Annotated in this window: 16 protein-coding genes; 14 read left to right on the top strand and 2 right to left on the bottom strand. The window is 59.5% G+C overall.

From position 1 onward, the window contains the following. The first annotated feature begins 41 nt into the window (after positions 1 to 41). The 8 genes from oscA (at position 42) to J3D54_RS07195 (ending at position 8563) form a co-directional block, all read left to right on the top strand. Positions 42 to 224, top strand: a complete 183-nt coding sequence (oscA, locus tag J3D54_RS07230) for a sulfur starvation response protein OscA (RefSeq protein WP_007945260.1) — start codon at positions 42 to 44, stop codon at positions 222 to 224. Positions 225 to 355: 131 nt separating this feature from the next. Next, entirely contained in the window at positions 356 to 1369 is a 1014-nt protein-coding gene (locus J3D54_RS07225; RefSeq protein ID WP_018929363.1) for a sulfate ABC transporter substrate-binding protein, read from the top strand. Between the two features lie 138 nt (positions 1370 to 1507). Continuing rightward, positions 1508 to 2326 (top strand): sulfate ABC transporter permease subunit CysT, encoded by an 819-nt coding sequence (gene cysT / locus J3D54_RS07220; protein WP_253417300.1) that lies wholly within the window; start codon positions 1508 to 1510, stop codon positions 2324 to 2326. 13 nt (positions 2327 to 2339) lie between these two features. Continuing rightward, a complete protein-coding gene (cysW, locus tag J3D54_RS07215; RefSeq protein ID WP_007941037.1) occupies positions 2340 to 3209 on the top strand; it encodes a sulfate ABC transporter permease subunit CysW in 870 nt (289 codons plus the stop codon). A 3-nt stretch (positions 3210 to 3212) separates the two neighbouring features. After that, positions 3213 to 4202 carry a sulfate/molybdate ABC transporter ATP-binding protein gene (locus tag J3D54_RS07210; protein WP_253417299.1) on the top strand — a complete coding sequence of 330 codons (990 nt, stop codon included), beginning with the start codon at positions 3213 to 3215 and terminating at the stop codon, positions 4200 to 4202. Positions 4203 to 4483: 281 nt separating this feature from the next. Further along, complete coding sequence (locus J3D54_RS07205; RefSeq protein WP_253417298.1) at positions 4484 to 5854, top strand: cytochrome C; 1371 nt, start codon at positions 4484 to 4486, stop codon at positions 5852 to 5854. After that, positions 5844 to 6356, top strand: a complete 513-nt coding sequence (locus J3D54_RS07200) for a sorbitol dehydrogenase (protein WP_253417297.1) — start codon at positions 5844 to 5846, stop codon at positions 6354 to 6356. Before J3D54_RS07205 ends, J3D54_RS07200 begins: the two co-directional genes overlap by 11 nt. Beyond that, a complete protein-coding gene (locus tag J3D54_RS07195; RefSeq protein WP_253417296.1) occupies positions 6353 to 8563 on the top strand; it encodes a GMC oxidoreductase in 2211 nt (736 codons plus the stop codon). Before J3D54_RS07200 ends, J3D54_RS07195 begins: the two co-directional genes overlap by 4 nt. A 42-nt stretch (positions 8564 to 8605) precedes the next feature. On the opposite strand, the gene J3D54_RS07190 is transcribed toward J3D54_RS07195, so the two are convergent. Further along, positions 8606 to 9130, bottom strand: a complete 525-nt coding sequence (locus J3D54_RS07190) for a DUF962 domain-containing protein (protein WP_253417295.1) — start codon at positions 9128 to 9130, stop codon at positions 8606 to 8608. A gap of 84 nt (positions 9131 to 9214) precedes the next feature. Between J3D54_RS07190 and J3D54_RS07185 the strand changes: the two genes are divergently transcribed. Beyond that, positions 9215 to 9901 carry a Crp/Fnr family transcriptional regulator gene (locus tag J3D54_RS07185; protein WP_253417294.1) on the top strand — a complete coding sequence of 229 codons (687 nt, stop codon included), beginning with the start codon at positions 9215 to 9217 and terminating at the stop codon, positions 9899 to 9901. Positions 9902 to 9978: 77 nt separating this feature from the next. Then, a complete protein-coding gene (locus J3D54_RS07180; RefSeq protein WP_253417293.1) occupies positions 9979 to 10344 on the top strand; it encodes a response regulator in 366 nt (121 codons plus the stop codon). A gap of 152 nt (positions 10345 to 10496) precedes the next feature. On the opposite strand, the gene J3D54_RS07175 is transcribed toward J3D54_RS07180, so the two are convergent. Further along, complete coding sequence (locus J3D54_RS07175; RefSeq protein WP_253417292.1) at positions 10497 to 11501, bottom strand: AraC family transcriptional regulator; 1005 nt, start codon at positions 11499 to 11501, stop codon at positions 10497 to 10499. 100 nt (positions 11502 to 11601) lie between these two features. On the opposite strand from J3D54_RS07175, the gene J3D54_RS07170 reads away from it, so the two are divergent. From J3D54_RS07170 to J3D54_RS07155, 4 genes are all read left to right on the top strand, one after another. Further along, on the top strand, positions 11602 to 12675 hold the full coding sequence (locus tag J3D54_RS07170) for a fatty acid desaturase (protein ID WP_253417291.1): 1074 nt from the start codon (positions 11602 to 11604) through the stop codon (positions 12673 to 12675). Between the two features lie 462 nt (positions 12676 to 13137). Continuing rightward, on the top strand, positions 13138 to 13719 hold the full coding sequence (locus tag J3D54_RS07165) for an alpha/beta hydrolase (RefSeq protein WP_064615794.1): 582 nt from the start codon (positions 13138 to 13140) through the stop codon (positions 13717 to 13719). 66 nt (positions 13720 to 13785) lie between these two features. Then, positions 13786 to 14718 carry a sigma 54-interacting transcriptional regulator gene (locus J3D54_RS07160; RefSeq protein WP_253417290.1) on the top strand — a complete coding sequence of 311 codons (933 nt, stop codon included), beginning with the start codon at positions 13786 to 13788 and terminating at the stop codon, positions 14716 to 14718. 273 nt (positions 14719 to 14991) lie between these two features. Continuing rightward, the gene (locus J3D54_RS07155) at positions 14992 to 15774 is read left to right on the top strand and encodes a MetQ/NlpA family ABC transporter substrate-binding protein (RefSeq protein ID WP_217855125.1); all 783 of its coding nucleotides are present in this window, start codon (positions 14992 to 14994) and stop codon (positions 15772 to 15774) included. Positions 15775 to 16421 lie beyond the last annotated feature (647 nt).

Here is a 16421-nt window from a genome sequence, read left to right as displayed (position 1 = left end):
TGCCGCCACTGCCAGGCATATCTCATTAAAGGAGCAGCACCATGAGCGCATCCCTACGTAGTGTTGACGGGCAGGACGAAGCCACCATTTTGCGTGAAATCCAAAGCGCCTTGCGCGATCTACGCTTTGGCGCGGTGGAAATCACCGTGCACAACGCCCAGGTGGTACAGATCGAACGCAAAGAAAAATTCCGTTTGCAGAATCCGAGCAACAAGCCGAGCTGAAGTAAAGATCAAAAGATCGCAGCCTTCGGCAGCTCCTGCGGGAGCGTCGAAGGCTGCGATCCTTGAGTCAGGCAACCCGTTCCAGACCATAAGAAAAAGCCATCACACCAAGAATTCCAGGAGCTTTCACCATGTCGTCGATTCGCCATTTTGCCTTGGCCGCCCTGGCCAGTGCACTGTTTGCTGGTTCCGCGGTTGCCAAGGATTACGAACTGCTCAACGTGTCGTATGACCCGACCCGTGAGCTGTATCAGGACTACAACGCCGAGTTCATCAACTTCTGGAAAAAGGATCACGCTGGCGACAACGTGAAGATCCAGCAGTCCCACGGTGGCTCAGGCAAGCAGGGCCGGGCGGTGATCGACGGTCTGCGGGCTGACGTGGTGACCCTGGCTCTGGCCGGTGACATCGACGAAATCGCCAAGCTCGGCAAGAGCCTGCCGGCTGACTGGCAGAAGCGTCTGCCGGAAGCGAGCACGCCTTACACCTCGACCATCGTGTTCCTGGTGCGCAAGGGCAACCCGAAAGGCATCAAGGACTGGGGCGACCTGACCAAAAACGGCGTGGAAGTCATCACCCCGAACCCGAAAACCTCTGGCGGCGCACGCTGGAACTTCCTTGCGGCCTGGGCTTATGGCCTGAAAGCCAACGGCGGTAACGAAGCCAAGGCCAAAGAGTACGTGCAGACCCTGTTCAAACACGTGCCAGTGCTGGACACCGGAGCTCGCGGTTCGACCATCACCTTCGTCAACAACGGTCAGGGCGACGTGTTGCTGGCCTGGGAAAACGAAGCCTTCCTGGCCTTGAAAGAAGACGGCGGCGCCGACAAGTTCGACATCGTAGTGCCTTCGCTGTCGATCCTTGCTGAACCGCCGGTGGCCGTGGTCGACAAGAACGCCGAGAAAAAGGGCAACACCGAGATCGCCGAGGCGTACCTCAAGCACCTATACAGCCCTGCCGGCCAGGAAATCGCGGCGAAAAACTTCTATCGTCCACGTGACAAGGACGTCGCTGCCAAGTACGCCAAGCAGTTCCCGACCCTGGAACTGGTGACCATCGACAAGGACTTCGGCGGCTGGAAAACCGCGCAGCCGAAATTCTTCAATGACGGTGGCGTGTTCGACCAGATTTATCAGGCGCAGTAGCCTGAAATGGATCATCCAACGGGGCTGATGCCTGTCAGTTAAATGCAATCCATGTGGGAGCACCTTAACTGGCAGGCATTAGCCAACGGGCCCCGATTTCACCGTCGGGGCTTAGCGCGTTCTCAACCAAGGACTTTTATGTCGCGTCGTATCTCCCCCGTCATACCCGGCTTCGGGCTGACGCTGGGCTACACCTTGGTGTACCTCAGCCTGATTGTGCTCATTCCACTGGCGGCGATGTTCGTGCACGCCGCTCAACTGACCTGGGACCAGTTCTGGGCAATCATCTCGGCACCTCGGGTGCTGGCCGCGTTGAAGCTGAGCTTCGGCACCGCGTTGTACGCCGCAGTCATCAACGGCGTGATCGGTACGCTGCTGGCCTGGGTGCTGGTGCGCTACACCTTCCCGGGGCGCAAAGTCATCGATGCGATGATCGACTTGCCCTTCGCATTGCCCACTGCCGTGGCCGGTATCGCGCTCACCGCGCTGTACACCCCCACCGGCCTGGTGGGGCAGTTCGCGGCGGACCTCGGTTTCAAGATCGCGTATACCCCCCTCGGCATCACTCTGGCGCTGACTTTTGTGACGCTTCCATTCGTGGTACGTACTGTACAGCCTGTACTGGCCGATATCCCCCGTGAAGTGGAAGAGGCGGCGGCGTGCCTGGGGGCAAAACCGTTGCAGGTTTTCCGCCATATTCTGATGCCGGCGCTGCTCCCAGCCTGGCTGACCGGTTTCGCTTTGGCCTTTGCCCGCGGGGTCGGCGAGTACGGCTCGGTGATTTTCATTGCTGGCAACATGCCGATGAAAACCGAAATTCTGCCGCTGCTGATCATGGTCAAACTCGACCAGTACGATTACACCGGCGCCACCTCCATTGGTGTACTGATGCTGGTGGTTTCCTTTGTCCTGTTGCTGCTGATCAACTTGTTGCAGCGGCGCATCGAAACCCCATAAGGAGGCGCGAAAAATGTCCCAATCGTCTATTGCAGCGGCCTCCTCGAACGCCGCCCGCCGTGGCAGTGCCGCTTCGCGACGAATCCTGATCGGCCTCGGCTGGCTGATCTTTGCGCTGTTTCTATTGCTGCCGCTGTTCATCGTGGTGTCCCAGGGCCTGAAGCTGGGCCTGGGTGCATTCTTCACTGCGATTTTTGAACCGGACGCTTTGTCAGCGTTGAAACTCACGGTAATTGCGGTGTTGATTTCGGTGCCGCTGAACCTGGTGTTCGGTGTCAGCGCCGCGTGGTGCGTGAGCAAATACTCGTTCCGTGGCAAGAGCATGCTGGTGACCCTGATCGACCTGCCGTTCTCGGTGTCGCCTGTGATCGCAGGTCTGGTCTACGTGCTGATGTTCGGCGCCCAGGGCTTGTTCGGCCCATGGTTGCAGGATCACGACATCCAGATCGTCTTCGCCTTGCCGGGCATTGTCTTGGCGACGATTTTCGTCACCGTGCCGTTCGTGGCCCGTGAGCTGATCCCGCTGATGCAGGAACAAGGTACTCAGGAGGAAGAGGCCGCGCGTTTGCTTGGCGCCAATGGCTGGCAGATGTTCTGGCACGTCACCGTGCCGAATATCAAATGGGGCCTGATCTATGGCGTGGTGCTGTGTACCGCGCGGGCCATGGGTGAGTTCGGTGCGGTGTCGGTGGTGTCCGGGCACATTCGCGGGGTGACCAACACCTTGCCGCTGCATGTCGAGATTCTCTACAACGAATACAACCACGTGGCCGCGTTCGCCGTGGCGAGCCTGTTGCTGATCCTGGCGCTCTTCATCCTGCTGCTCAAGCAGTGGAGCGAAAACCGTATTAACCGCCTGCGCGCCAGCGCCGCGGAGGAATAAGTCATGTCGATCGAAGTGCGTAACGTCAGCAAGAACTTCCACGCGTTCAAGGCGCTGGACAACATCAGCCTGGACATTCAAAGCGGCGAGCTGGTGGCGCTGCTGGGGCCGTCCGGCTGCGGCAAGACCACGTTGCTGCGAATCATCGCCGGCCTGGAAACCCCGGATCAGGGCAACATCGTGTTCCATGGCGAAGACGTTTCCGGCCACGACGTGCGTGATCGCAACGTCGGTTTCGTGTTCCAGCACTACGCCTTGTTCCGCCATATGACGGTGTTCGACAACGTCGCGTTCGGCCTGCGTATGAAGCCGAAAAACCAGCGTCCAAACGAAAGCCAGATCGCGGCGAAAGTCCACGAACTGCTGAACATGGTGCAACTGGACTGGTTGGCCGATCGCTACCCGGAACAACTCTCCGGCGGCCAGCGTCAGCGCATCGCGTTGGCCCGCGCCCTGGCGGTGGAGCCGAAAGTGCTGCTGCTCGACGAGCCTTTCGGCGCCCTCGACGCCAAGGTCCGTAAAGAACTGCGGCGCTGGCTCGCACGGCTGCACGAGGACATCAACCTGACCTCGGTATTCGTGACCCACGACCAGGAAGAGGCGATGGAAGTGGCCGACCGGATCGTGGTGATGAACAAAGGCGTGATCGAGCAGATCGGCTCACCGGGCGACGTCTACGAAAATCCGGCCAGCGATTTCGTCTATCACTTCCTCGGCGATTCGAACCGTCTGCATTTGGGCGAAGACCGGCACGTACTGTTCCGTCCCCACGAAGTGTCGCTGTCGCGGCATGAACTGGAAGACCACCACGCCGCTGAAGTGCGGGATATTCGTCCGTTGGGCGCCACCACGCGGGTGACGCTGAAGGTCGAAGGCCAGAGCGAGTTGATTGAAGCGGAAGTGGTGAAGGACCACGACAGCCTGGTGGGCCTGGCGAAGGGCGAGACATTGTTCTTCAAGCCGAAGGTCTGGCAGAAAGTCGCCAACCTCTAAGATCAAAAGCATCGCGAGCAGGCTCGCTCCCACAGTGGATGGGTGTTGACCAAAAATCTGTCGGCAAACCAACGTCCTTGTGGGAGCGAGCCTGCGCGATGGCGTCTCCAAGAACACCCCGCCCAATCTGTAATAACACCAACCGGCCTTGCTTCGATCGGTTCTACCCCCGTGATTTTTTTGCCTCAAACCCTACCTAGACTCTGACTTGCCAGGAGGCAGTGAGAGTCCATGACGGACCGGTGTTATCTCCTGGCGCCCTGATGCCAAGGAGATAAAGCATGAGAAAGGAAGTCAGTCGGCATGGCCCGTTTGGCTGTGTCTTGTTGAGCGTTTTGCTGAGCCCGTGCGCCAGTGCCGCCCCCTCGCTGTCGCCGCAGATACCCTTCGATGTCACGGTTACCCAACCGGTTACTCTGCCCAGCCTGCAGGCCAATTTCGATGACTTGTCGTGGCAGACCTTCATCGCCCTGAACTGGCCGGCGCTGGACAACGGCGATCCAAATACCGGCACCCCCATCGGCAAGCAGGATGGGGCCACGGTGTGGGAAAGCTGGAAAGAGAGCTACCAGGTATTCCGGGCCAAGGGCCAGACACCGCTGCCCTGGAATGCCCCGGCAACCCTCCCCGAAGCGTGCAAGTCGCTCAAGCCTGGTCGCCTGCTGCAGCAGATGGGCAAGGTGCCTGATGTGCTGAATGAGTTTATCCAGCCCTTCGAGAGTGGCCCGCTGGTGGATCAGAACGGCGTCTATACGCGCAACGAAATCGTGGTCAACCAATCGATGTTCGACGGGATCGTCAACAACGGGCTGTACAGCATCGAAGGCCAGCAGAAGTTTTTCGCCGCGAGCCCGAGCAACGCCGTGGCTTTCAGCTGTGGCTCGGCTGAGGCGAAGCAGGTCGGTGCGGTGATGGTGAAGGCGTCGTGGAAAGTGCTTGGCCCCAATGATCGCCGGGAGGATTTCCACACCGTCGATGCACTGGTCTATACACCGGGCAACAATGATCCGAGTCATGGGCCGATTGTCGAGGAGTCGTGCGTATCCGAGCCGGTCGGGCTGGTGGGGTTGCACATCGTTCATAAGACCGCCAATGCTGCGCAGTGGGTCTGGTCAACCTTTGAACATGTGAAAAACGTACCGGAGAAATCCACGCCTCCTGCCCAGCGGGTGGGCCCGTACCTGTTCTACAACGCCAACAGCAAGAGCGAAGTCAACCAGCCTCCGCCACGGCCGTGGAACCCGGCAGTCAAGGCGACGCCCTCGCAGATCGAGCGTGACGCGCCGCTGACCGATGCCACCAAAACCCTGAACGCCACGTACCAGGCCCTGCTGCGGACGGCCAATCCGCAGAGCGTCTGGGCGAACTATCAATTGATCAGCACCCAGTGGCCGTCAGCCGCTCCACAGCCCAATTGCCAGATATCGGCGACCAACCCACTGGGCAGCCCCGCGCCGTTGTTCCTGGCCAACGCCACGCTGGAAACCTACATCCAGGGCACCGTGCCCCAGGCGTCTTCCAGTTGCATGGCGTGCCACGGCAATGCGGCCACCCATGTCACCGAATCCCCGCGCACCAGCTTCGCGGATTTCACCTACCTGCTTGAACGCGCACAGTCCACGGGTGGACAAGGAGTCAGCCATGAGCAGTGATCTGCAGAACTTCATTGGCCTTTCATCGGCCCTCACCGGCATTCCCGCCGATCGGCTGGCGCCGGCCATCGACCAGGTGGGCTTGCCGCCGATCTTTCTCGAGTTCATCACGCCGCGCATCACGCCTGATGTGCTCAACGCCTTGCTGACTCAGTACGCCACGATGGCGGCGGACCTTGAGCCCCCGGACCGGATCGCCCAGGCGGTACTGATGAATGGGGCGCTACCGGCGACCACGCAAACGGCCCAAGCGGCGCGTTCGATCATGAAGCTATGGTTGTTGGGTGTCTGGTATCAGCCCTATGCCACCGGGAGCTACAAATCGACCGATTCGCTGGTGGTGTCCGATCAGGCCTATATCAACAGCTGGGCCTGGAAAATTGCCCAGGCCCATCCCATGGGCTACAGCGAGATGTTTTTCGGCTATTGGAATACCACGCCGCCGAGCCTTGAGGATTACACCGGGGTACCCGCCAGCGGACAGCAAGGAGCCTTGTCATGAGTACCGAACAAGCCGAGGTAGTGATCGTTGGCGCGGGGCTGGCCGGCAGCATCATCGCTTATCAACTGGGCATGGCCGGGGTGGAGGTGCTGGTGCTCGAATCAGGCCCGGAAATCCCGGCCAACCGTACTCAATACCTGGAGCGCTTCTATACGGCCACGCTGAAAACTCCCGAAGCCCCTTACCCTCCGGTGACGAGCCTGGACACACCCCGTGATCCGGCCAACGAGAACGCCCCGCGTGCGACCATCGCCGATCTGATCCTGGGCTGGGACAAGCCGGCGATCAGCTACCTGGTACAGAAAGGCCCGCTGCCCTTCACCAGCACTTATGAACGGGTGGGTGGCGGCACCACCTGGCATTGGGTCGGGACGTGCCTGCGCATGGTGCCGAATGATTTTTGCTTGAAATCAAAATACGGCGTCGGGGTGGACTGGCCTATCGGCTACGACGATCTGCAAAGTGCCTACTGCCGGGCCGAGGCGGAAATCGGCGTGGCGGCCAATGTCGCCGACCAGGCCTATCTGGGCATGACCTTCCCCGAAGGTTATTCATTCCCGATGCACAGCATTCCGTTGTCGCTGGTCGATGGCAGTTTTGTCACGGCCGTGACGGGGCAGACGTTCGACGGCTTGCCGCTGGTGGTCAGCCCGACGCCGGCCGGGCGTAATTCCCAACCTTACGCGGGGCGCCGCGTGTGTGCCGGCAACACCAACTGCACACCGATCTGCCCGATCCAGGCCAAGTACGATGCGACAGTGACAATGAACAAAGCCCTGGCCACCGGCAAGGTCAAGGTGTTGTACCGAACCGTGGCGAGCAAAGTGACCGTCGGGGCGGACAGCAATATCAACGGCATCGAATTCATCCAGTATCAGCTGGGCGACGGCCCGCCCACTGGAACCGGCGTCGCTGTCGGGCAGCGTTATGTGATCGCCGCCCATGCCATCGAGACACCCAAGCTATTGCTTAACTCCACGAGTCCGGCCTGGCCCAACGGTGTGGCCAACAGCAGCGGGCAAGTAGGGCGCAGCCTGGCCGATCACCCGATCTACCTCGCATGGGGGCTGATGCCTGAAGGCAAGGCGGTTTTTCCGTACCGTGGTCCTCTGTCCACGGCGGGCATCGAGAGTTTGCGTGACGGTGACTTTCGCAGCTCTCGAGCGGCGTGGCGCATTGAAATCGGTAACGAGGGCTGGAACTGGCCGGTCACCGATCCTTACACCACCGTGGCTGACTTCATCGACGGGGCGAATCACAGTCAAACCAACCCGCTACCGCCGGCCGTGAAACCACAGCAAGTGCTCTACGGGACAGCGCTGGTTCAAAAGCTCAACGACCTGTTCATCCGTCAGTTCCGGATCGCGTTTCTGGTGGAGCAGGTCGAGGACGATCCCGATCACCCCACGTGTTACATCGTGCCGTCGACCGAGTACAAGGACCGGCTCGGCATTCCCCGGCCGGAAATTCACTATGACCTGTCCAAATACACCAAGGAGGGCTTCAAGCAGGCGAAGAAGTTGGCGACTCACATCATCACCGAACTGCTCGGCGCGGTGGAGCTGACGAAGCCTCTCACGCCCGGGACGTTCATCTACGATAATGAGCCTTACAGTTTCCAGGGCGCCGGGCACCTGATGGGGACCTATCGCATGGGCGATGATCCAACCCAATCGGTCGTCGACAAATACCAGCGCAGTTGGGACCACAAGAACCTGTTCCTGGTCGGCGATGGCGTCTTCCCCAGCACGGGCACTTCGAACCCGAGCCTGACGATTGCCGCGTTGTCGTTCCAGGCCGGGGATACGCTGGCCAACGACCTGAAAGCTGCGACGGTGGAGGTTCTGGCCAATCTGCCCTGGCAGGGCACCGGTGTACAGATCAACGGTCTGGTGCCACGTCTGGCTCGTTGTGTCTTTGGCCTATGGTGCGCCAGCCCGGCGAGTAACTGGGTGGATGGAAAAGGCAATCCGGACTACATCGCCAAGTTCGGCTATACACTGATGGGGGCTGCCGAAGGTGCTTTGATCGGCCGTGTTGGTGACTTTGGCATGCCCTTTCTGATCGGTGATCTGGCGCAGATTCCGGCCGGCCAGCAAGGCGAGCTGCAGTTGTGTATCAATGATGACCTGCTAGGCCTCTACGGTGCGGGTTTGAAGGACAACCTCGGTGCACTGACGGTTCGGGTCGAGTTCGGCACGCTGTGAAACCATGAGCGGTAACGGCATCAATCCGTTACCGCTCTTTTTTCAGGCGGCGGAGCGTTGATTGCGCAAGGCCACAGGCCCGGCGCGTTCTTCGATGGCCCGTTTCAGTTCACCTCGAAGCCCCAGCAGGAAACCTGCTTCCACCACCACAAACAGCGGCCCGACAATCAACCCGGTCACATCATCGACAAACGCCGGTTTGCGCCCCTCGTAATGATGACCGACAAACTGAATCGCCCAACCCACCACAAACATCCCGATGCCGGCGCTAAGCCAGACGAACGTGCTCTGCTGCGCAAGCACATGCCCCAGCCAGACCGACAGGCCCAGCAATACCGTCATCAACACCCCCAGCCGCAGTTCCAGGCGCAAATAAAACCACGCCGAGGCCAACGCCAAAAGCACCGCCGGTGACAGCCAAGCCCCGGCCAGCGACCACTCTGGCCGTGACAGCAATACCGCGACCGCCACGACGATCAGTGGAATGCCCACGAAGTGGCTGGCGATATTGCGCGGATCACGGTGGTAGGCGGCGTATTGACTGAGATGGTCAACGAGGCTTTTCATTGTTATTCCTCCTGTAGGGTGATTGATGATGCCCCGGGTTCATCTCTTACTCTGTCAGCCAAGCGACAATCTCCAGGAGTTTTCATGGACATGCAGGTTTGGCGTTCGCGCCTGATGACGGGGCAATGGTTCAGTCACTTGCCTGTTTCCTTTCAGGATAGTCTGCTGGCCGCCGCCCGGGTCAGGCGCCTATCGCCGGGGCAGCGGTTGTTCAAACGTGGCGATCCCCCGTGCGGGTTGTATGCGGTGCTTGAAGGTTCGGTGCGCATTGGCGCGGTGAGCGAGCAGGGCAAGGAAGCGTTGCTCAGCCTGGTGGAACCACCGCACTGGTTTGGCGAAATCTGCCTGTTCGATGGTCAGCCGCGAACCCACGACGCGTTCGGTACAGGCCATTGCATCCTGTTGCACATCCCGCAAACGGCACTGCTGGCGTTGCTCGACGAACAGCCGGCGTACTGGCGGCAACTGGCGTTGTTGATGAGCCAAAAACTGCGCCTGACCTTCATCAACCTTGAGCAGTTGAGCCTGATGCCGGCCCCGGCGCGCCTGGCCCATCGTTTACTGATGATCGCCGAGGGCTATGGTGAAATCGACCCGCCGCGCCGTGTCCTGCAATTGCCGCAGGAGCAACTGGCGTCGATGCTGGCGCTGTCGCGTCAGACCACCAATCAGATCCTCAAGGATTTGCAGGGGCAAGGCGTGCTGAATCTCAAGTACGGCGAGATCGAGATTCTGGATGCGCAGCGATTGCGGGCGTTGGCGGTGATTTGAAAAAAAGATCGCCACGGTATTGGTGGGCTTTGTTCCCGAACGCGCCTAGCCTGTAACGACGACAATCGAGGTGTGCCATGCGTGTGCTGTTAGTGGAAGACGAACCCGAGACCGCGAGGCTCCTGGCCAAAGGCCTGAGCGAGGCGAGTTATGCGGTGGATGTGGCGCTCAATGGCATGGACGGCCGTCGCTTTATCGAGTCCGGCGAGTACCAACTGATCATCCTCGACGTAATGCTGCCGGGGCTCAACGGCTGGCAGTTGCTGCAGCAGATCCGCAAGCTCGGCGATACGCCGGTGCTGTTGCTCACCACCACGGACGGCATCGAAGATCGCCTGCGCGGGCTGGAGCTGCATGAGGATGATTACCTGCTCAAGCCGTTTACCGTCAGTGAGCTGGTGAAGCGGGTGCGCAAGCTGTTGCGGCGGGATCGGGGGCGATAGTGGTTCTGTGGCGTTTGAGACATTGCTATCGCGGGCAAGCCCGCTCCCACAGTGGACCTGTGTGAATCACCATGTTGTGAACAACCGAAAACCCTGTGGGAGCGGGCTTGCCAGCGATGGGGCCGGAACATACAAAACACCTTCCGGATCTGTCACCGCAACCCATCCCGAAACTGCCCCGGCGTCATTCCGGTCCAGCGCTTGAACGCGCGGCTGAAGCTGCTGGTGTCGGCGAATCCCAGCAGGTAACTGACCTCGCTCAACGAACAGTGCGGGTCGCGCAGGTGCAGCAACGCCAGGTTTTCCCGACTTTCGTTGAGCAGCGTATCGAACCGACAACCTTCGTCGGCCAAGTGCCGTTGCAGGCTGCGCAAGCTCAAATGCAGGGCTTCGGCGATGCGTTCGGCCGACGGTTCGCCTTCGGGTAATTGCTCTTCGATGGCGTCGCGAACCTTGCGCTCCCAGGTCAGGGGTTTGAGTTGCGCCAGGGTGCGTTTGAGCACCGTTTCGTTGTGTTCGGCCAGTTCCGGGTTGGCGTCGTCCAGGTGACTGTCGAAATCCACCAGAGCGAATTCCAGTCGATCTTCCTCGGCGGCGAAATACACCGGTGAGCGGAACACTTTGTGCCATTGATGCGGGTCGGCAGGTTCCGGACGGCGCAGATAAACCGCCAGCGGCGCGTAGTCACGGCCCAGCCGATTACGGCAGGTGCGCACGTAAATCGCCGCGAAGGCGTCGATGGCTTCGAAGGCAGGCGCGGGATTGCCTTGGGGAATTTTCAGGCGGAAGCGGTAGCGATCCTCGGCGCGGGTCAACTCCAGGTCCAGCGCATCGCTGACCACTTGGTGATAACGCACGATGCGCTCGAACACTTCCCGCAAGCTGCCGCTGGCCACCAACGCATAACCGAGCGCATGAAACGTGGTCGGGCTGACAAACCGCGACACGCGCAAGCCAATCGCCGGGTCGCCGCTGACCTGCACCGCGATTTCCCACAGGCGCGTGGTGCCGGACAACGGGTAACGGGCGTTCGGGTCGTCCATCAACTGCGGGTCGAGCCCCGCCTGTTGGCACAGGGCGGTGCTGTCGAGTCCCAGCGCATCGAGCTGCTTGCGCAGGGCACGGGTCCAGCTGGCGAGGGAGGTCGGTTCAGTCATGTCGATTGGCGCGTCCGGTCAACAGGTTGGCGTTCACGGCTACCGCTGTGTGAAGCATCACAGGGCAGGATGCGAACATCAATAACCAGAGGATGGAAGCATGGACGGTACTTCTGCAAGTCCCCAGCGACTGAATGCAGCACAACGATCAGCGCATATTCGCCAGGTGGTATTGGCCAAAGGCGTCGAACTGCGTCGGTGCTACCCGATTCTCAATCATCAGGACGCCTTGGGCGCGGGCATTCTGGCCTTCGCCCTGGCCGGGATGATCGGTTCGGCGGTGCTCTACATCAACGGCTGCATGGCTTGGTGGGCGTGCCTATTGCTCAACGCGTTTTTCGCCTCGCTGACCCATGAACTTGAGCATGACCTGATCCACAGCATGTATTTTCGCAAACAGCGGGTACCGCACAACCTGATGATGGGCCTGGTGTGGCTGGCGCGGCCGAGCACCATCAACCCGTGGATCCGCCGCCAATTGCACCTCAACCATCACAAGGTCTCCGGCACCGAAGCCGACATGGAAGAGCGGGCGATCACCAACGGTGAGCCCTGGGGGATCGCGCGGCTGTTGATGGTCGGCGACAACGTGATGTCGGCGTTCATCCGTCTGCTGCGAGCCAAGACCTGGGCACACAAGTTCAGCATCCTCAAGCGCTCCCTGAAGGTTTACGCGCCGCTGGCGTTGGTGCATTGGGGGGCGTGGTACGTGTTCCTCGGTTTTCACGCCGCCAACGGCATCGCGCATCTATTGGCGGCGCCCATCGAATGGTCGGCGGCGACATTGGCGGTGATGCAGGTGATCGACATCGCTGCCGTGGTGATCATTGGCCCGAACGTGTTGCGCACGTTCTGCCTGCACTTTGTCAGCTCGAACATGCACTACTACGGTGATGTGGAGCCGGGCAATGTGATTCAGCAGACTCAGGTATTGAACCCTTGGTGGCTGTGGCCGTTGCAGGCGTTCTGCTTCAACTTCGGCAGCAGCCACGGGATCCATCATTTTGTGGTGAAGGAACCGTTTTACATCCGCCAGATGAGCGTTCCGGTGGCCCATGAGGTGATGCGTGAGATGGGGGTTCGGTTCAATGATTTCGGAACGTTTACTCGAGCGAACCGATTTGCGCGTAAAGAGACCACAGAACCCCGGCAGGTGCGTGCTGCTCAGGTCTAAGCAATGCCTGCGGAAACTCAAAGGCAAAAACGTTCGTCATCAATTTGACCCAAAGGGACGCTACGTTGTGACGCAAGCAGCGAGGGTGATTGGTATATGCAATTCAGGCCTATTAAAGTAATTAAATATTCCTTTATTGGATAACTGATTTCGCCAATCATCGGCTTCAGGATTGTTGAACAGCGCAAGCAGATTTTGAGTTTCCGGGGCCGTTTCCTTGGCAGGGTGCGGCCCCTTTTTTTGGGCGAACACCCATACCCTGTGGGAGCGAGCCTGCTCGCGATGGCGTCGTCACATCCAACATTGGTGGTGATTGATACACCGCTATCGCGAGCAAGCCCGCTCCCACAGGGATTTTATATATTCGATATAGATCTTAATAAATAGCTTCTTATTCCTTAGCGAATATAACTCTCCTCCCTATACTCGATCAGGAACAGACACGCAGCAGGAGAGCTCCCCATGCGCAACGAATCAATTCGCTACCTGATTGTGCCGGGCTGGCAAGGATCGCCAGAAGATCATTGGCAAACCCACTGGCAGAACAGTCTGCCAAACAGCGCGCGGGTGGAGCAGGCCGACTGGCTGACGCCACGTCGCGAAGACTGGGTCGCGGCACTGGCCGAGGCGATTGCCGCCGACAGCACGCCTGTGATTCTGATCGCCCATAGCCTGGGTTGCATCACCGTCGCCCATTGGGCAGCTACTGCACCCTTGCAATTCTTGCGTCAGGTGCGCGGCGCCTTGCTGGTCGCGCCGGCAGACGTCGAGCGCCCGGCCTGCGCGCCGGCCCTGCGCAACTTCGCGCCGATTCCGACCCATCTATTGCCGTTCCCGAGCCAGGTCGTCAGCTCTGATAACGACGCCGCTGTGAGCGCGCCCCGTGCACTTGAATTGGCGCGTCAGTGGGGCGCCGAGGCGGGGATTTTATCGGGGGCAGGGCACATCAACGTGAAGTCCGGTCATCGGCGCTGGGAGCAGGGTTTTGCCTACCTCTATCGGCTGCAGAACCGCATGGAACAGCACGCCCTGCGTCGCGCTTGAGCCCTTTCTTTTTTTCTTTTTTTGAATCGGCCCCCGCCTCCCGGCGGTTTTGGGCGGGAGTCTGCCATGAGCTTGCATGAAACATTCGGTCAGCCGCTGCTGACCTTTCCCGACGCGGAAAAAAGCCCGCTGAGCATCCGCGCCAAAGCGTTGGTGTTCGTCGATCCGCGTTCCCGGCAATTGCGTCAGGAGCTGGAACAACTGGCGCCACGTTCGATCTCGGTGTTGATTCGCGGTGAAACCGGCAGCGGTAAAGAGCTGCTGGCACGGCACATCCATCGCGCCAGTGATCGCGGCGGGTTGTTCGTTTCAGTCAATTGCGGGGCGATCAGCCCGACGTACGCCGACGCTGAACTGTTCGGCTACGCCGCCGGCAGTTACAGCGGTTCGGCCAGTAGTCGTGCCGGCTGGTTTGGCTCGGCCAACGGCGGCACCTTGTACCTGGACGAGATCGGCGACCTGCCGCTGCCAATCCAGATCAAATTGCTCGCGGCCCTGGAAAACCATGAAGTCACCCGCGTCGGCGCGCACCAGCCGAGCCCGGTGGACGTGCGTCTGGTAGCGGCCACCAGCATCGATCTGGCCCAGGCGGTGGCTGCCGGAAAATTCCATGAACGGCTTTATCACTACCTCAGTGAAGGTCAGCTCGAACTGCCGGCCTTGCGTGAACGGGTGGGCGATATTTTGTCGCTGGCCGAGTATTTCCTCGGCATCTACAGCCAACGCCTCGACCTGCCGGTGCCACTGATCAGCGAAGCCGCGCAGCATCTGCTGGAGCAACACAGTTGGCCGGGCAACACCCGGGAGCTGGAGAACGTCATTCACTTTGCGCTGTTGGTGAGTACCGGCGACGAGATTTTGCCGGAGCATTTGAATTTGCCCGAGGCGCCGGCGTCGTTGCTGCAGATCGAGCAGCAACTCAAAAAAATCCTCGTCAACGGTACCACCGCCGAAAAAGAGGCCTTGAAAAAACTGCTCAAAGACACCGGGATTCTGTAGGAGCGAAGCTTGCTCGCGAACGCGGTGTGTCAGGCAACATTAACGTCGACTGACACTCCCCCTTCGCGGGCAAGCCTCGCTCCTACAGAGGTCGTGCAGTTTCACGAAGGTGGCGGCTGTATGAACAAAATGGAATATGAAAGTGAATAAAAGATATTGTTCTGGAATAAAAAATCCCGGTATTGTCCGCCTCACGCCAGCGATGGCACTTCACTGGCACCTAACTATTTAGCCGTCGTCGATGACGACCGTGATTTTCGATAAGGACACTGTATGAAAAAGGTTCTGTTGTTCACCGCATTGGCGGCTGCCCTGACCGCGGGCCTGGCCCAGGCCGGCGAGAAACTGGTGGTTGCGGCGACCCCGGTTCCACATGCCGAAATTCTTGAACTGATCAAGCCAACCCTCGCCAAAGAAGGCGTGGATCTGGAGATCAAAGTCTTCACCGACTACGTTCAGCCGAACGTGCAGGTCGACCAGAAGCGTCTGGACGCCAACTACTTCCAGACCCTGCCGTACCTGAAAAACTTCAACGAAGGCAAAGGCACTAATCTGGTGACCGTGATCGGTGTACACGTCGAACCATTCGGCGGCTACTCGAAGAAAGTCAAAAGCCTGGCTGAGCTGAAAGACGGCGCAACTATCGCCATCCCGAACGAAGGCAGCAACAGCGGCCGAGCCCTGATCCTGCTGCAGAAGGCTGGTCTGATCGAGTTGAAAGACCCGAAAAACGCCGTGGCCACTCCGAAAGACATCGCCAAGAACCCGCACAACTTCAAGTTCAAGGAACTGGAATCGGCCATGCTGCCGCGTGTTCTGGATCAGGTCGATCTGGACATGATCAACACCAACTACGCGCTGGATGCAGGTTTGAACCCGGCTAAAGACGCGTTGGTGATCGAAGGTGCCGATTCGCCTTACGTGAACTTCCTGGTGGCTCGTCCAGACAATAAGGACAGTGTTGCCATCCAGAAACTGGCCAAGGCCCTGACCAGTCCTGAAGTGAAAGCATTCATCGCCAAGAAGTACAGCGGCGCGGTACTGCCGGCGTTCTGATTCACTGCCGTCTCGAACCCCTTCAAGGTTTCAAACGCCGACGGCTACTACAGCGTCGGCGTTTTTATTGGGGTGTGTTTCACCTGTGGCGAGGGGCTTTCGTGGCGAGGGGGCTTGTCGGAACGCCGCATCGCCCCGTTCGGCTGCGCAGCAGTCGCCGATCAGTTCATGAGGTGTGTCAGAGGGAATTGGAATGCAGGTTTTAGGGCCGCTTCGCAGCCCAACGGGGGCAAGCCCCCTCGCCACAACAAGTCCCCAGCCACAGGGAACCTGCTCTCGGTCTAGGCCTCTCTGGCCTTCAGCGCGCTGCGCAGCGCCACCAGCAATTTCACGATGTCCTGCGGATCCAGTCGCGGCGGCACTTTTACGTCAGCCATGTTCTCTTCCTTGTGATGGTTCGGCCGGGGGAGTCTGGCCAAAAGCTGCACGTCCTTGGAGGAGTATTTTGAAAAAAAGATCCTTCCTGCAGCGCAAAGGAAAATAGCCGTCTTCCACTGCCGCCGCAAATCCGCAGGATAGTTTTTTGCGTGATATCTATATGCGTTATCGGTATTTAAATTCTTATTTTTATACCTTTAAAGTTGGTGTCTGCCGAGTGGTTACCCACCGCCCATGGACTGCGCCATCGTCGCTTACCGAGCGGCGTA

The sequence above is a fragment of the Pseudomonas sp. GGS8 genome (assembly GCF_024168645.1).
Classification (GTDB): Bacteria; Pseudomonadota; Gammaproteobacteria; order Pseudomonadales; family Pseudomonadaceae; genus Aquipseudomonas.
Note: the sequence above shows the minus strand (reverse complement) of the source record. Positions and strands in the feature narration are given on the sequence as shown.

Bases quoted from the DNA above. Each gene is read 5' to 3' on its own strand.
- oscA (WP_007945260.1), top strand. From the start codon at position 42: ATGAGCGCATCCCTACGTAGTGTTGACGGGCAGGACGAAGCCACCATT.
- J3D54_RS07225 (WP_018929363.1), top strand. From the start codon at position 356: ATGTCGTCGATTCGCCATTTTGCCTTGGCCGCCCTGGCCAGTGCACTG.
- cysT (WP_253417300.1), top strand. From the start codon at position 1,508: ATGTCGCGTCGTATCTCCCCCGTCATACCCGGCTTCGGGCTGACGCTG.
- cysW (WP_007941037.1), top strand. From the start codon at position 2,340: ATGTCCCAATCGTCTATTGCAGCGGCCTCCTCGAACGCCGCCCGCCGT.
- J3D54_RS07210 (WP_253417299.1), top strand. From the start codon at position 3,213: ATGTCGATCGAAGTGCGTAACGTCAGCAAGAACTTCCACGCGTTCAAG.
- J3D54_RS07205 (WP_253417298.1), top strand. From the start codon at position 4,484: ATGAGAAAGGAAGTCAGTCGGCATGGCCCGTTTGGCTGTGTCTTGTTG.
- J3D54_RS07200 (WP_253417297.1), top strand. From the start codon at position 5,844: ATGAGCAGTGATCTGCAGAACTTCATTGGCCTTTCATCGGCCCTCACC.
- J3D54_RS07195 (WP_253417296.1), top strand. From the start codon at position 6,353: ATGAGTACCGAACAAGCCGAGGTAGTGATCGTTGGCGCGGGGCTGGCC.
- J3D54_RS07190 (WP_253417295.1), bottom strand. From the start codon at position 9,130: ATGAAAAGCCTCGTTGACCATCTCAGTCAATACGCCGCCTACCACCGT.
- J3D54_RS07185 (WP_253417294.1), top strand. From the start codon at position 9,215: ATGGACATGCAGGTTTGGCGTTCGCGCCTGATGACGGGGCAATGGTTC.
- J3D54_RS07180 (WP_253417293.1), top strand. From the start codon at position 9,979: ATGCGTGTGCTGTTAGTGGAAGACGAACCCGAGACCGCGAGGCTCCTG.
- J3D54_RS07175 (WP_253417292.1), bottom strand. From the start codon at position 11,501: ATGACTGAACCGACCTCCCTCGCCAGCTGGACCCGTGCCCTGCGCAAG.
- J3D54_RS07170 (WP_253417291.1), top strand. From the start codon at position 11,602: ATGGACGGTACTTCTGCAAGTCCCCAGCGACTGAATGCAGCACAACGA.
- J3D54_RS07165 (WP_064615794.1), top strand. From the start codon at position 13,138: ATGCGCAACGAATCAATTCGCTACCTGATTGTGCCGGGCTGGCAAGGA.
- J3D54_RS07160 (WP_253417290.1), top strand. From the start codon at position 13,786: ATGAGCTTGCATGAAACATTCGGTCAGCCGCTGCTGACCTTTCCCGAC.
- J3D54_RS07155 (WP_217855125.1), top strand. From the start codon at position 14,992: ATGAAAAAGGTTCTGTTGTTCACCGCATTGGCGGCTGCCCTGACCGCG.